Annotated in this window: 8 protein-coding genes; 6 read left to right on the top strand and 2 right to left on the bottom strand. The window is 60.1% G+C overall.

Annotated features, from left to right (window positions below; translation table 11 throughout):
• The first annotated feature begins 175 nt into the window (after positions 1 to 175).
• The 6 genes from LOY38_RS06965 to LOY38_RS06940 all read left to right on the top strand — a co-directional run bounded on the left by LOY38_RS06965 (position 176) and on the right by LOY38_RS06940 (position 7,065).
• Complete coding sequence (locus LOY38_RS06965) at positions 176 to 901, top strand: RDD family protein (protein WP_258699385.1); 726 nt, start codon at positions 176 to 178, stop codon at positions 899 to 901.
• Positions 898 to 1,875 (top strand): stage II sporulation protein M, encoded by a 978-nt coding sequence (locus LOY38_RS06960; protein WP_258699384.1) that lies wholly within the window; start codon positions 898 to 900, stop codon positions 1,873 to 1,875. Before LOY38_RS06965 ends, LOY38_RS06960 begins: the two co-directional genes overlap by 4 nt.
• Positions 1,862 to 3,406: a DUF4129 domain-containing protein gene (locus LOY38_RS06955; RefSeq protein ID WP_258699383.1), complete on the top strand. Its 1,545-nt coding sequence runs from the start codon at positions 1,862 to 1,864 to the stop codon at positions 3,404 to 3,406. The genes LOY38_RS06960 and LOY38_RS06955 overlap by 14 nt, the downstream gene beginning before the upstream one ends.
• Positions 3,403 to 4,566 (top strand): DUF4350 domain-containing protein, encoded by a 1,164-nt coding sequence (locus LOY38_RS06950; protein ID WP_258699382.1) that lies wholly within the window; start codon positions 3,403 to 3,405, stop codon positions 4,564 to 4,566. The genes LOY38_RS06955 and LOY38_RS06950 overlap by 4 nt, the downstream gene beginning before the upstream one ends.
• Positions 4,563 to 5,564 (top strand): MoxR family ATPase, encoded by a 1,002-nt coding sequence (locus tag LOY38_RS06945; protein WP_258699381.1) that lies wholly within the window; start codon positions 4,563 to 4,565, stop codon positions 5,562 to 5,564. Before LOY38_RS06950 ends, LOY38_RS06945 begins: the two co-directional genes overlap by 4 nt.
• A 169-nt stretch (positions 5,565 to 5,733) precedes the next feature.
• The gene (locus LOY38_RS06940; protein WP_258699380.1) at positions 5,734 to 7,065 is read left to right on the top strand and encodes a DUF58 domain-containing protein; all 1,332 of its coding nucleotides are present in this window, start codon (positions 5,734 to 5,736) and stop codon (positions 7,063 to 7,065) included.
• Positions 7,066 to 7,088: 23 nt separating this feature from the next.
• On the opposite strand, the gene LOY38_RS06935 is transcribed toward LOY38_RS06940, so the two are convergent.
• Both LOY38_RS06935 and LOY38_RS06930 read right to left on the bottom strand, forming a co-directional pair.
• Positions 7,089 to 10,970 (bottom strand): hypothetical protein, encoded by a 3,882-nt coding sequence (locus LOY38_RS06935; RefSeq protein ID WP_258699379.1) that lies wholly within the window; start codon positions 10,968 to 10,970, stop codon positions 7,089 to 7,091.
• Complete coding sequence (locus tag LOY38_RS06930; protein WP_258699378.1) at positions 10,967 to 15,496, bottom strand: neuraminidase-like domain-containing protein; 4,530 nt, start codon at positions 15,494 to 15,496, stop codon at positions 10,967 to 10,969. Before LOY38_RS06930 ends, LOY38_RS06935 begins: the two co-directional genes overlap by 4 nt.
• Between the last annotated feature and the right edge of the window lie 6 nt (positions 15,497 to 15,502).

The following is a 15,502-nucleotide window of genomic DNA, read 5'->3' as shown; positions in this document are numbered from 1 at the left end:
CCTGAACTGAAGACCGGCGAAGTCTAGGCGCACACAGGCCGCCCCGACCAGAAATCTTGTCATTCAATCACCTCTTGTCACTCACTGTGCATTACATAGTTATGTCGTTTGCCCCCGAGAGACTGCTAGCATCGGACGGACATCGATTCGCAAACCAGCCACACCAAGGTTGCCCATGCTCGAGACCACAGCACTGCCAGGGAAAGCGACGCTGGCCCCGCCACTGGACACGCGGTATCAGGTCGAAACGCCCGAAGGCATCGACTTGCCGCTGCGCCCGGCCGGGTTGATGGTCCGTGCGCTGGCATTCGCCATCGACCTGGGCCTGCGCGGGTTGATCCTGGGCCTGCTGTTTATGGTGTTGGCGTTTCTCGGAACACTCGGTGCAGGGCTTGGCTCGATTCTGCTGTTCGTGGTGAGCTGGTGGTACATGGTGCTGTTCGAGGTGCTCAATCAGGGCTGCTCGCCGGGCAAGCAATGGATGGGATTGCGCGTGGTACACGACAATGGCACGCCGATCGGCTGGTCCGCTTCGTTGCTGCGCAACCTGCTGCGATTTGTCGACATGCTGCCGTTCGGCTACTTCCTCGGGGCGATCAGTTGCCTGCAACATCCCACCTTCAAGCGCCTCGGCGACCTGGCTGCCGGCACGCTGGTGATCTACCGCGAACAGCCCCTCACCCGGCCGCAACTACCCGACGTCCCGCCGCGGCGCGCAGCCTTCACGCTGACACTGACCGAGCAACGCGCCATCCTCGGGTTTGCCGAACGCCAGGGTGAACTCTCCGAGGCGCGGGTCAAAGAACTCGCCTCGATACTCGCGCAACCGTTGCAGGTATCGAAGCCACAGACCGTGGCCGAACTCAACGGCATCGCCCGTGGACTGTTGGGCCCCACATGAAGCAAAACCTTTTCGAAAGCCGCCACAAGGCCGAATGGGAGCAGTTTGCACTCATGCTCGAACAGCTGGAACGAGACAAGGAATCCTCACGAATTGCCAGTTTCCCCAAGGACTATCGACGGCTCTGCCAACACCTGGCCCTGGCTCAGGAGCGCGGTTACAGCAGTTTTTTGATCGATTCATTGCAGCAGCATGTGCTGCGTGGGCATCAACAGCTTTATCGGCATCGCAGCCGACTGGGTGCCAATGTGCTGGGTTTCATCCTGGCCGACTTCCCGCGACTGGTGCGCGAACAGTGGCGCTTCGTGCTTGCCGCCGGCCTGATGTTTTTTGCCAGCCTGATCGGCTTCGCCTTGCTGGTGTATCTGTTCCCGGACCTGGTCTACAACCTGATCCCGGCCGAACAGGTCAGTGAAATGCAAAGCATGTACGACCCCGTCGCCGGTCATTTGGGACGTTCGGCCGAACGGGCGGCCAGTGAAGACTGGATGATGTTCGGTTACTACATCATGCACAACATCGGCATCGCTTTTCAGACCTTCGCCAGCGGTTTGCTGTTTGGCCTGGGCAGCGCGTTTTTCCTGTTCTTCAACGGTTTGATGATCGGCGCCGTGGCCGGGCACCTGACGCACATCGGCTACGGGCAAACCTTCTGGTCGTTCGTGATCGGCCATGGCGCCTTCGAGCTAAGCGCCATTGCCCTGGCCGGTGCTGCCGGCCTGCAACTGGGCTGGGCCTTGATCGCGCCGGGTCGTTTGTCACGGGCCGAAGCCCTGCAACTGGCAGCGCGCAAAAGCGTGTCGCTGATTTGCGGGGTCATGCTGTTTCTACTGATTGCGGCGTTCATAGAAGCCTACTGGTCGTCGCGGACCGCAACTGCGCCGCTGACCAAATACCTGGTTGGCGTAGCGCTCTGGGTGTCGATGGCGACTTACCTGCTGTTTGCCGGACGGACCCGCCATGCGCCTGAGTGACGCCAGCGTAGTGATCCGCCCGCGCACAAGCTGGGAAGCCATGGACCTGGGCGTGCTGCTGAGTCAGCGCTATCGACGCCTGCTGATGACCAGCTGGGCCATCGTGACCTTGCCAATCTTCGCCCTGCTCACCCTGATGCTGTGGGACTCGCCCTCCCTTGCCCTGTTCCTGTTCTGGTGGCTCAAACCGGCGTTCGACCGGCTGCCGCTGTACATCCTGTCCAAAGCCATGTTCGGCGAAACGCCCACGCTCAAACAGGCCCTGCGCCAATGGCCGCGCCTGCTCAAACCGCAACTGCTGGCCAGCCTGACCTGGCGCCGCCTGAGCCTGAGCCGCAGTTTTCTGATGCCGGTGGTGCAACTCGAAGGCCTGGGGGGCGAAGCACGACAACAACGTTTACGCGTGCTATTGCAGCGCAACGCCGGTGCCGCGCAGTGGTTGACCATCATCGGCGTGCACCTGGAAGGCGCGCTGTGGATCGGCCTGATGGTGTTGTTCTACATGCTCTTGCCGCAGCAAATCGAACTCGACTGGGGCTGGCAGACCTTGATCGCCGCCGCCGTGCAGGACTGGCTCTGGCTGGAACACCTGACCAATGCTTTTTACGCCCTGGTGCTGGTGGCCTGGGAACCGGTCTATGTGGCCTGTGGTTTCAGCCTTTACCTGAACCGGCGCACGGTGCTTGAAGCCTGGGATATCGAGCTGGTGTTCCGCCGGTTGCGCCAACGCTTGAGCAGCGCAGTCGTCACGCTGCTGCTGGCCGCGATCCTGCTGATGCCGACGGCGCAAAGCGTCTGGGCCGCCGAACCGGTCATTTCACCGGACAGCCCGCGCCTGCTGGAACAACCGCTGACCAGTCAGGCGTCCCGGGACAGCATCAAGGCCATCCTCGATCAGCCACCGTTCAAGAACAAGGAAACGTTGACCCGCTATCGGTTTGGCGATGACAAACCCGCCGCCGACACTGCGGACAATGGTCAAACGCCCGCCTGGTTGAAGGCGCTGTTCAGCTTGCTGGACAGCCAACGCTTCGGCGCATTGGCCAGCCTGATCGAAGTGTTGCTGTGGGGCGCGGTGATCGGTGCCATAGGCCTGTTGATCTGGCGTTACCGCGACGGGTTGCAGGCGTTCGTCAGCCGTCGGCCAGCGTTAAACCGTAAAGTCGCGCGGCCGTTACCGCAGCAGGCGTTCGGCCTGGACCTCAACCGCGAAACCCTGCCCGCCGATGTCGCGGCCAGCGCCGAAAGCCTCTGGCAGACCCACCCCCGTGAAGCCCTCGGGTTGCTCTATCGCGCCTTGCTCAGCCACTTGCTGAACGACTTCAACATGGCGCTCAAACCCGCCGACACCGAAGGCGAGGTGCTTCAGCGCGTCGAACAACTGCAACAACCTGCCTTGCTGGCCTTCAGTAAAAGCCTCACCGGGCACTGGCAGAACATGGCCTACGGGCATCGCCTGCCCCCCGCGCATTTGCAACAGGAACTCTGTGACGGCTGGCGCGCTCTATTCGGCCCGGGAGCGGCCCGTTGAACCGCAGGGGGTGGCTGGCGGTCGGCGTGTTCATCGCCGTGCTCCTGGGCGCGTTGAGTGTTTACCTGTATTTCAAGGCCATGCCCTATCAGGTACAAATCGAACACGGCCCGTCCCCTGAAGCCCAGGCCAACCCCTACCTGGCGGCCGAGCATTTTCTGCGTAAACAGGGCCTGACCGTCAGCCACGCCAACAGCCTCGACATCCTGCCGACCCTTGAGCCTCATCGGCGCAGTTTGTTATTGCTCGGCGATCGGTCGAACATGTCCCCGCGACAGGTGGATCAGGTGTTGAACTGGACCCGGGCCGGCGGGCGCCTTTTATTTGTCGCCGAAGCCCTGTGGGATGAAAAGACCGGTCAGAGCAATGACCTGCTGCTCGACCGGGTGCAGCTGCACCAGTTCCTGAGCAAAGACCTCAAGGACTCGCCACCCGATCTCGACGACGACCCCTACCCCAAACTGACCAAGCTCTATCTGGAAAACGAAGAGGCACCGGCCTACTTCAGCTTCGACACGGCGTTCCACCTCGACGATCCGAAAAACCTCGCCCAGGCCTGGGCCAACAGTGGCAAGGCCACGCACATGATGCAGCTGAGTCACGGGCTGGGTTCGATCACCGTGGTCACCGACGCCGACCTCTGGAAAACCCCGGCCATCGACCGGTACGACAATGCCTGGCTGCTGTGGTACCTGACGGCCGACACCGACGTGACCCTGCTGTTCAATACCGATCGCGACAGCTTGCTGACCTTGCTGTGGCGCTACTTCGCGCAAGCCTTGGTGGCCCTGATCGCCTTGATCGCTTTGGGGTGCTGGCATGTCGGCGTGCGCAGCGGCCCTTTGCTGGAACCGGCCCCAAGGGCGCGTCGGCAACTTCAGGAACACCTGCGTGCCAGCGCCGACTTCATGCTGCGCCGCAGCGGACAGCACAGCCTGTTGCACGCCTTGCAGCAAGACATTCTGCGCTGTGTCCGTCACCGTCATCCCGGTTTTGAACAACTCGGCGTCGCCGAACAATGGCTGGTGCTCGCACGCCTGACTGGCCAACCCACACGCGCCATCAGCCAGGCCATGAGCCCGCGACCGAAACAGCGGCTGTCCAGCGCTGAATTCAGCCGTCAGGTCGCCCACCTGCAAACCTTGAGGAACGCCTTATGAGTGAACAGATCGAGCCCGGCACACAGACCCACGCCGCCCAGCAGCGCCAGCGCGCCAGCCAGTTGGCCCAAGCGATAAGGACGGAACTGCAAAAAGCCGTGATCGGCCAGAACTCCGTGATCGACGACGTGCTCACTGCCCTGATCGCCGGCGGCCATGTGCTGCTCGAAGGCGTGCCGGGGTTGGGCAAGACGTTGCTGGTGCGCGCCCTCGCCCGCTGCTTCGGCGGCGAGTTCGCACGCATCCAGTTCACCCCGGACCTGATGCCCAGCGACGTCACCGGCCACGCGGTGTACGACTTGCAGACCGAGCAATTCAAACTGCGCAAAGGCCCATTGTTCACCAACCTGTTATTGGCCGACGAGATCAACCGCGCCCCGGCGAAAACCCAGGCAGCGCTGCTCGAAGCCATGCAGGAACGCCAGGTCACCCTCGAGGGCCGTGCCCTGCCCATCACGCAACCGTTCATGGTGCTCGCCACACAAAACCCGATCGAACAGGAAGGCACTTACCCGTTGCCGGAAGCCGAGCTCGACCGCTTCATGCTCAAGGTGCGCATGGACTACCCGGACGTCGATCAGGAATTGAACATGGTGCGTCAGGTCAGCCGTTCGACCCGAGCCGATATGCTCGACGTGCAACCGCTGCGCACCGTGTTGCAAGCCAAGGACGTGCTGGCCTTGCAGCGCATTGCCAGCGACCTGCCGCTGGACGATCAGGTACTCGATTACGCCGTGCGCCTGGCCCGCACCACCCGGACCTGGCCGGGACTGACCCTCGGTGCCGGGCCACGCGCCTCAATCGCGCTGGTACGTTGCGCCCGTGCTCGGGCCTTGCTGCGCGGTGGCGAATTCGTGATTCCCGACGACATCAAGGGCTGCGCCCTGGCGGTGCTGCGTCACCGTGTGCGAATTGCCCCGGAGCTGGACATCGAAGGGCTGGAAGTCGATCAGGTGCTCAGGCAACTGCTCGACCAAGTGCCGGCGCCGCGCCTGTGAACACAGCCATGCAGACCACCCCTGTGGCGAGGGAGCTTGCTCCCGTTCGGCTGCGCAGCAGTCGCAATACCGGTAGGCGCGTTTTACCTGACACTCTGTGTCGGCTGGTTTTGGGGCTGCTTCGCACCCCAGCGGGAGCAAGCTCCCTCGCCACAAGCGATGTGCGCCAATGAAACCCTCGCGCCTGCTGCTGATCTGGCTCGCCGTGCTGCTGGCCATCGGCATCGTGCCGGGCACACTGCGGGCACTGGACATCGAGGTTCCATCGAGCCTTTTATCGATCAACTGGGGATTGCTGCTGGCGCTGCTGGCCTTGGCGACACTCGACGCCATCCGCCTCAAGCGCCTGCCCTCGCCCCGCGTGCAACGGCAGATGCCCGGCAGCCTGGCGCTCGGTCGATGGGGTGAGGTGCGCCTGGAGATCGCACATGATTTTGCCCAGCCATTGAACATTCAAATCTTCGACCATGTACCGAACGGCCTGGACTTCGAACACCTTCCCCTGTCGGTCGAGCTTCAACCCGGTCAGCACAGCCAGATCGGCTATCGTTTGCGCCCCCTGAAACGCGGTCACTTCACCTTCGAACGCTGCGAAATCAGCCTGCCAAGTCCAATGGGCCTGTGGTCCGACAAACGCCTGCTGAACGTGACCGACAACACCCGCGTCTACCCCGACTTCGCCCGTCTCTATGGCGGCCAGCTGTTGGCGGTGGATAACTGGTTAAGCCAGCTCGGCGTGCGCCAACGCCAACGACGCGGCCTGGGGCTGGAGTTTCATCAACTGCGCGAATTCAGAGAAGGCGACAGCCTACGGCAAATCGACTGGAAGGCCACCGCCCGACAACGCACGCCGATTGCCCGGGAGTACCAGGACGAGCGTGACCAGCAGATTATCTTCATGCTCGATTGCGGTCGGCAAATGCGTAGCCAGGACGATGAGCTGTCGCATTTTGATCACGCGCTCAATGCCTGCCTGTTGCTGAGCTACGTGGCCCTGCGCCAGGGTGACGCCGTCGGCCTGAGCACCTTTGCCAGCGAACAGCCGCGCTACCTCGCCCCGGTCAAAGGCACCGAACACCTCACGGTGTTGCTCAATACCGTCTACGACGTCGACAGCAGTCGACGAACCGCCGACTACCAGGCTGCGGCGAATCAATTACTGGCCAGACAGAAGCGCCGGGCTCTGGTGATACTGATCACCAACCTGCGCGACGAAGACGATGAGCAATTGCTGACCGCCGTCAAACGCCTCAATCTGCAGCATCGTGTGCTCGTGGCGAGCCTTCGGGAAAACGTGCTCGATGAAATACGCCATCGCCCGGTGCAGACTCTGGACGAAGCACTGGCCTATTGCGGGACGGTGGATTACCTGAACGCAAGCGCGCAACGCCATGAGCGCTTGAGTGCTCATGGCGTTGCGGTGCTGCAAGCCCGGCCTGGGGACTTGGGGGCCGAGCTGGTGACGCGGTATTTGAGCTGGAAGAAAGCGGGAGCCTTCTAACCTTCGATCAAACCTGCATTCGGTTACTCAATCAGGAATTTCAGTATTTGTGGAGAATCCGGGTATTGAGAGAACGTCAGCTGATAGATGTAATCTTCAATGCCCCATCTCGAAGCGATCACTGTCCACTCCAAAGCCAGTTCGTTGAACTTGCGTGGGGAATCCAGTCCCGGGTCGAATCCCATATCAAACTCTCCAAGCTGTCGGAACGACACCGACTCGTTCAGACATTCTGGCGGAACCGAGATGCTGAACTCGACCGGGCTCCCCAGCGCAATCTTCACGACAATCTCGGAATCCTTGATTTCGCACGGTTGATTTCCCACGCGATAGACAATAGCGGCCGGCAGCCCGGCAGAAGGAACCGGCCCCAACGACATCGCATTGACCGGCGATTGCTTGAGCAGGCGCGATGCCTCAAGTTGCAGGTTGTAAGCCCCGCCGATCGTGCCGGTGCACTGCCAACTCAACCCTTCTGCAGTCAAAGCTCGGGCAACGCCCAGCGCCGGCTGCACATTCGTAATCCCCAGCTCTGAGGGCAAGGAGTCCCCCTTCAACCCCAGGCAGACATCACGGCCGAGCAAATGGCTGCTCGCATTGTCGACCACCAACTTGATGGTATGAGCTTGGGTAGTCCGAGGAAACCTGGTCTCTTCGCCCCAGACTGTGGAAGGAACGTCAGCGTTCAGCTGAATCCGGGCATCGTCCCAGACACCCGCCGCCAATACCTTGAAACGGAAGGTATGGAACGGATCCGCCTCAGCGCCATCGCTGACACCTTCCAGCGTGGCGACGACCACCTGAACATCCTTTGCCTGTTCGGCCTTGTAGGCAAAATACGCCCACCCCTCGCCATCCGTTTCCACCCGTGCATGCTCTAGCTCGGCCGTAAAAACCACCTCCACACCGGAAGCGGCCCGTCGGGTGCCGGACGAGCGAACGTTGATCCCCAGCCAGACGCTTTCGCCCACCACCGGATCAAAAGCGGCCTCGCGCACCTCGCCGATCTCGATAGCGTTGTGTCCTGGTTCCTGCTCTTCAGACATGAGCGATCCTTCGTCCGTCATTGTTGTAGAAGTCGACACAGGAGGCGAATCCGATCCCATGGGTGCTGCGGCCAACACTGTGAATTCAAATGTGAAAGAGGGGGCGTCGTCGGGGCCATCGTAAGGGCTTGGCACGGTCGCAATCACCTCTACAGGGCCCGCTTGTGTGGCTGTGTAGGCAAAGCGTGCCCAGCCAGTCTCCTGTGTCGGAACCGGCGTAACAGTGTCGCCATCCTCATAGCTGACCACGACACCGGGTACTGACCGCTCGGTGTAATACGACTGGGCCTTGATCTCCAGAAAGGCGGTCTCGCCCACAAACATATCGAAAGTGGGCCCGCGTACGTCGGCTATCTTGATTCGGTTGTGCCCCAGCGACATAGGCACCGGAGGGTAAGTGAACCCGGCTTGATTGAGTTCCAGCGAGAGCCCCAACGCGCCGCTTTCGGTACCGGCGCGAGCGTCCAGCGTCCACTCCAGGCCATTACTTGGGAGATCCCGCGCATGGTCAGGCGCCAACGTCACATCGAGGGCATTGCTTGAGGCCCACTTCGCGGCGACCTCAAGCCCGGTCAACAGGCTGCCCGCTTTTGGCGTAAAGGCTAAGGTGTGCTGGCCTCCCAGGCAGGGATAGGCCATGTTTTCGAGGGCCAATTCCTTGCCGTCAAACGTGAACGTTCCGTCGTCCTCAAGCGTTTGTGACAGCAATCGTCCCTGCAACGCATAGGGTGCCAACTCGTCATGACACACATGCAATTGGAAAGGCGCACTGATATCAGCAGTTGAACGAACCGTCCAGATCAGTCCGTCTCTGGTCAATCGACGCTTGTCTTTCATCGAAGGTTCGAAATCAAAGCCCAAGTCGGCATCACTTTTCAGATCCAGATAGATCTCTTCGTCCAACAGGGTGTCGTCACCGGGCAAGATCAGCAGGTCCACCGGCTGTGCATCGCGAAAACAGAGGAGTCCGACCGATCCCTCTTTCTGGCCATCCAATGTCACCGTGACCAGCTTGCTCCATGGATCCTCAGCCAATACCGTGACCGTGAACTCATGCCCCGGCTCCGCGTCATCGTAAGGGCTGACGGCTTTTGCCTTGATCTTGAAAGGGCCTTCTGCGACAGGGTCGTACCCGTATTCACACCAGCCGTCTGCTCCCGTCGGCAGCGTGGGCTCTGGTGTTCCATCAATGCTCCACTGAACATCAACCTCCCGGACCGCCTCCACACCGGGCACCTGCGAGCGAATCTGAACGGACATCGGCAGCTTCGGACCGCCCACCGCAGGAAATCTCGACGGCGGCTTCACATCCCCGATAGCCAACCAGTTGTGGGCCAGGTTCAGCGTTTGCGAGGGCGACCGGTTGAGCAATTTCGAGCAGCTGACATGGAATTCGAAAACACTGTCTCTTCGGTTTTCACACGCCATGCGCCATGCCAACCCGCTCCCCACAACGGGTTCCCCGGTTTCAAGCTTGGGGTTGAATGTCACACCCAGTCCTTCAGGTGTGTCCTCCCCCGTCCAATGCAGCGACAGCTCGGAGTCGGCCAATGCGTGACCTGACAGGAACGCCAGCCTGACTTCATGGGTGGCTCCGCGGCAGGGGTATCCGGTTTTCGCCCCCCACATCCATTCACGGGGCGATCCATCCAGCGCAAAAGTCGCACTCAGCCACGGGTCCTCCTTCAGGACACGCACCTTGAACACATGCCGGGCATCGTCCTTTTCATAGTGGCTGTCGACCGAGGCCACGATCTCCCAGTCGCCTTCTACGTCCGGTGTCCAGGTAAAACCGGCCTCGCCGTTCCCGCCTGAGGGTTGCATGTCCAACACGATATCGTCCGCAGGGGTCGGGCCTTTCAACGTCCAGGTGACCAAGCGATTGGCCAATGGCGTTTTGGTGTAATGGGACTCCACCCGCACCCGCAGTTCCACGCTCTGATCGAGGTCGATCACCGGATAGTAAGCGGCCTCCTGCAGCGAGATCACATCCAGCTGAAAATGACCGGAAACCGTGCGCAGCGGATACAGGTCGGCGGTGTAATAACTGCGTACGTGCAGGGTGTGCTCAACTTCCTTGTCTTCAACAATCCCGGCGCAGGTTATCGTCCACGGGGCGCTGACTGGATGCTCTAGCCCCCACCGTGGGCTGGCACTGAGAATGTTCTCAGGATCAGACACGCCGCCGTTCACCAGCAACCCTGCGTACGTTCCATTCCACGCATTGCCGCCGGTCACTTGCAGCGCAACGTCATGATGGGCGCCAAAGCACAGGTGCAGCGGTTCAGCGGGGGATTGTTGTTCGTCATCGATCATCACACTGTCCAGCTGCAACAGCTCCAGCTGCAACTCCAAACGCATGAAGGTGACCCGCACGGCGCCCGGCCTGCCCGGCCCGCCATTATCCGGACTGATAACGGTAAACCTGACCGTAGTTTCCGCAGCATCGAGGGTAAGCGGGTAAGCGTACTCGGTGAGATTGAGATCCAGCAGAGGTTGGTCGAGATTCAACGCCTGTTCGGCTTCAGCCTCGCGCGAAGGCACCAGCCTCAGGTCCACTTCCCCGCCCAGACCAGGATTGATCCGCAGCGTACCTACGGCGCCTTGTACCGCCTCGTACCAGAAAATCAGCTTGTAATCCGCCTTGCCGGGTTCAGGGCGCGGCGATGGTGCCAAGGTAATCGTCTGGTAGCCCTCCCCCATATTGACGGCATTCATGAAGCCGATCGTTTTGCCCTGCCATAGCCCTTCCTGCCGGGTGACCTTTATTTCGTCATTGATGATCCAGTCGTTCAGAACATCCTGAAAGTCGCCGTTGAGAATGAAGTTGTGGTTGGCGTATACATTTTCTTCGCTCATGGCTGCGTCTTCCTTGCGCGTGTGGTACCCGTGGCCTGATCGGGCGAACTGGTTTCGGAGGTAGATTTGAGCAAGCCCTCAACAGCGGTGGCGAAGTTCGCCCCGCCATCCCGGGCTTGATATCTCAGCGTCAGAATGACGTCCGTCAATGACTGCAGAAGACTCGCTTGGGAAGGCTGGCCATGCCTGGGGAACGTCAAGACATAACTGGCATGGGCGCCCGTTTTTTCAAAAGGTGCGTAACGGTCATCATCCACAGCATCGACAATGCCGTTGTCGTCCAGCCCCAAAGACAACCCTATCTGCTGGTAAGGACGCAGGTTCTGCACCAGAGAACCCGGAACCGGCGTGGCCCCATCTACACCGTGCAAGTGTTCGACAGCCTTGATTTCCGGCTCAAGAGTCGTGGCGCTGCTGATTTGCACCAGCGTGGCGCAAATGTTCTGGTAAGGCCCCAACAGACCGGGGAAGGTCAGTGACAACCCTTGGACCTGACGGCAGTAGTGGCCCGGGTAGTCTTGATCGAAGAGTCTTTCGTTCAGCTCGAATTCCAGCTTCCCTATATCTAAGCCCTCCTTCCACTTGACCTCGCCCATCAGCGTCTTGAGGGAAATCGTTTTCACCAACTGCAGCCGGCGCTCGTCGCGCTTGATGCGCGCAGCCGCCATCCTCAGCAGATCCAGCTTCAGCGAAGCACCGGTCGTGAACCCGTGGCAGGTGTCCATCCAGACATCCGGGCGGATAAAACGGGTCTTGTAGTCAGCCATTTCATACTGCCAACAGGTTTCGGCACACAGGCACAGGCCGGCGACCACGTCGTAAACCTGGTAGATCAAAGTCTTCACTTGCCCAACGACCCAGTTGCTCAACTCCAGGCCAGTACTGCGGTTCTTGTAGAACGCGTACACCGCCTTGGCCTGATGATTGGCTATTTCAGTCTGTTGCAGACTGGCCCGGGCGGCGCTGATCGCGTGATCCTGGGCCAGCAGTTGCTCGCGCAACACCCGTGCCTCGGCATTGGACTGGTCGCGCACCAGCTCCCATTCTTGCTGGCGCCGCCTCTGCTGCTCAATGATGCTGGCCTCTTCGGCTTCGCGCATCGTCAGATCCGCCGTCAACTGAGCCACCTCCGCGAAAGCGTACGGGACAGCCGCCAGACGCATACCGCCGTTGGATGTCCCAAAGATATTGGGAGCCAGATCCAGTGCCGCCCCTGCGGCCCGAAATGCCCCAGCACCCCCGGCGACATACCGGGCAATCCTGTTTTTTTCCAGAACGCCGTACTCAGCCTCGGAAACCCCTTCATCGATCAAGTTCTGATAGTGCTGCGCGCGGGCCTTGATCATGCTTTCGCTTTGCCGCAACGACGCAGCGGTGGCCTCAAGCTGGGCGATCGTCGCCTCGTGGATCGAGCGGGCATAGTCAGCCAATTCGATCATGTGGCCTTGTTGCAACTCCTCCAATTCGCCCCGGTCACGCTGCTCCAGCCATGACCTGAGCTGATCCTCTTGCTGGATCAGAAACTCCACGCCCTGCAGTGCCAGGTTATGCACGGTTTGCCATTTGTAAGGCACGACCTGCACCTGCCCCCCAGGGTTGCGGAACGTCCCCAGAGTGCCATTGGCTTGCGCCCGCAACAGCTCCAACGGATCCATGGTCGGGCTGAACAGCGGAATCGACAGCGGCTGACCGTCGATCGAGCGGTTGTTGCGCAAGTTGTTCAGCCGCGCGTCGAGCAGGTCCCACAAGGCTTTGGGACGCTCATTGAGCCCGGGGCGAAACACACCTGAGCCCAACAGGTCGAAACGCGGCGTGGTCAGCATGCCGGTGGGCAGATCGGCCAGGCTAAGTTCAAAGTCGGCTTCGAAGGCTTTCAGGGGGTCGCGCACGCTGACACTCGTCAGCACGTCTTTGAGTGGCTTCGGTTGCCATGTGCTGGCCGTTTCAGTGACCGGTTCTTCGCCGATCAACGTCCGTGCCCTGCTGTAGTTCAGCGCGGCGTGAACCATGCTGTCGTAATCCAGGTGGCGATAGAGGCCGTCCCCCCACTCGATCAGGTTTTCCACATAACGCAGAAAAATGGCGATCTTGAAGTGAATCGGTGCGGTATAACCGATCGCGTCCGGATCCGACGGCGCCGCACGTTCATACGAACTATCAATATTCTCGTTTTGCAGCGGACGGCAGCGCCAGTACGCCGGTGCCGGAATCACCACCGGATCATCGGGCTGCGGGCTCTCCGACGGCTTGACCTCGCGCGCCAAGGGGTTGAAGACGTACTCGTACCAACTCTGCGCTTCGTGGTAACGGCCTTCCGCCGACAAGCGTGAACCCACCAGATCCGGTGTATGGAAAAACAGCTCCCAGAAGTACAAACCGTTGCAGCCGTCGAATGGCCCGTTTTCCTCAATCGTTCCATCGGGCATGAGCGGCTCGTCCACATGCTGGGTGTCCCAGGAAAGCAACGCATCGACCGACACTGCCGCCCGGCTGGTCAGCACGGGGCCGAACGTGGAGTTCACCCGTGAGTACTTGAGCACCTGTTGGCTGTTGTTGAAACTCAGAAACTGCGCCCCCTCGGCGCTGCTCTTGTCGAGGGACGGGGTGGTGTAAAGGCGCGGTCTCTCGTTCAACAAGACGGAGAACTTGTTGCGCCCGTATCCTTTTTGGCCCTCATCCGCCTCACCGAAAAAAAAGTCAATATTCGAACCAATGGGAAAATTGTTAACCCCCAACGATGCGGTTTCCCGGCTATAGGTCCGCCAAGGGGTCGCGTATTGACCGTCCAGTACGCCGGTCGAGATCCAGGGCAGTGGATCAGCTTCAGTCGATTGATGCATGTTGAGTTTGAAGACCACAGGGGCATAGAGAACCCTCGGCACCACCTGATTTTGCTCATTCAACACGGCATCACCCAGGCCGGTGATGAAAAATCCGGCGCCGGCCCGAATCTCGTCTTGCGTTCTTCCAAGCAGATACGTCAATGCAGTCGCAGAAAGCGTGGCCACGGCTTCTGCCACCCAAATCCCGTCACCGACCGATGTTTCCTTGAAGTCGGCGGCAGCGAATGAATGGACCGTTTCCTTGCTGGCATCTTTGGGCAGTTGCACGTCATAAGCCTGCGACGGCTTTTCCCGCGTGGTCAGCGTGATTCGCAACTGCTTCTCGCCGGCATCGACAATGCTGATGTCGACAGACGTATCCTCCGTCACCGCCCTCCAACTGATCGACATGCGCTGCAGTACACGACCGTTTTCCTGCACGGCATCGCAGCGTCCCCGAACCCTGAGCACCTCATAAAAGTTGCTGTCCGCCCCTTGCTCGCGGGTATAGACGGCATCCAGAAAAAAATTCGCATTGATTGAGCCTGACGTTTCCACAGCGCTGGTAATGGTGACCGTCGAATAATCCTGTGGCACCACCTTTTGTTGCAGGCTCGCCGCGTTCCTGAAACGGCCAAAGGTCATCGTCAGCAGGGTCGCGGTGTCATCGGCCACCTTGCGGAACAACGCATCGCGGGTTTCATGAATTTCGATTTCATGGAACGATGCCCGCCCGTCCAGGCCGTGGCGGTTGGTGTAACAAACGGCCAATCGATCGTCCTTCGGATCACCGTCGCCCAGTGACACAACGGTCAATCGGCCATTGGACACGTCGTACTCGCAGTCACGCTGATGCAGCGACAGCGGCGCCGACCACTGACCGTTCAGGGAGCTGAAGGACAGTTTGATTTCCAGCGACCAGGGTGTCTGCACCACGCCGTTGCTATCGACCTGGCGCTCTCGCCATTCACACCAGACCAAAACCGGGAGCCCCAGCCAATTCACGCAGCGGATGTCCACTACGGTGCCGGTGGTGGCGATATCGATCTTCTGCCATTCACCCCAGGCAGCCGGGTTGATTTTTTTGCTGGCGTTGTCCAGCTCGACGTTGACACTGCGCAAGTAGTAAGCAAACGGCGCTGTCCGTTCCTGCCCGATCAGGTAATAGCGTGCGTCCTGAACGTTCGCCCCGTCGATGTAGCCGCTGAGCACGTCAAGATCACAGATGCGCTGGAAGGCCTGGGTGTACTCCATCAAGCCCCTTTGCACCGACCCGGTACTCAGGCGCATCTGATTAAGGCTGTTTTCCAGCGCCAGAAACAGCGTGGTTTTGTTCAGGCGCAGTGACGGGACAATGTAGTTTTCCGCCTGATCCTTGAGCAACACATTGGCCGACCACGTGCTGTAGTGACTCAGAATCCCGTACCAGTACTGCAAATCCTCCTCTTCGAAATGGCCGTTTTCGTACCCCTTTTCCATGCCGCTGTAGACCGACTGGATATGTTGCTGCAACGTCCGCACGGTCGAGGAAATCCGGGTGGCCTCCAATTGCGCACTGTCCTGGACATCGAGCATCAGATATTCGCTCAATTCCTCGGAGGTACGCAGGGTGACGGCGCCTGACCATAGCTTCTGACCCAGCACCGCTTCCACCATTGCCGCCGTGTAACGTTGCGTCAGCTCATTGATTTGCAGCGTTTCCATTGTGTT

The sequence above is a fragment of the Pseudomonas sp. B21-015 genome, from assembly GCF_024749285.1.
Classification (GTDB): domain Bacteria; phylum Pseudomonadota; class Gammaproteobacteria; order Pseudomonadales; family Pseudomonadaceae; genus Aquipseudomonas.
Note: the sequence above shows the minus strand (reverse complement) of the source record. Positions and strands in the feature narration are given on the sequence as shown.

Excerpts from the sequence above, each read along its gene's own strand:
- LOY38_RS06930 (WP_258699378.1), bottom strand. The coding sequence starts at position 15,496 with ATGGAAACGCTGCAAATCAATGAGCTGACGCAACGTTACACGGCGGCA.
- LOY38_RS06960 (WP_258699384.1), top strand. The coding sequence starts at position 898 with ATGAAGCAAAACCTTTTCGAAAGCCGCCACAAGGCCGAATGGGAGCAG.
- LOY38_RS06945 (WP_258699381.1), top strand. The coding sequence starts at position 4,563 with ATGAGTGAACAGATCGAGCCCGGCACACAGACCCACGCCGCCCAGCAG.
- LOY38_RS06955 (WP_258699383.1), top strand. The coding sequence starts at position 1,862 with ATGCGCCTGAGTGACGCCAGCGTAGTGATCCGCCCGCGCACAAGCTGG.
- LOY38_RS06965 (WP_258699385.1), top strand. The coding sequence starts at position 176 with ATGCTCGAGACCACAGCACTGCCAGGGAAAGCGACGCTGGCCCCGCCA.
- LOY38_RS06940 (WP_258699380.1), top strand. The coding sequence starts at position 5,734 with ATGAAACCCTCGCGCCTGCTGCTGATCTGGCTCGCCGTGCTGCTGGCC.
- LOY38_RS06935 (WP_258699379.1), bottom strand. The coding sequence starts at position 10,970 with ATGAGCGAAGAAAATGTATACGCCAACCACAACTTCATTCTCAACGGC.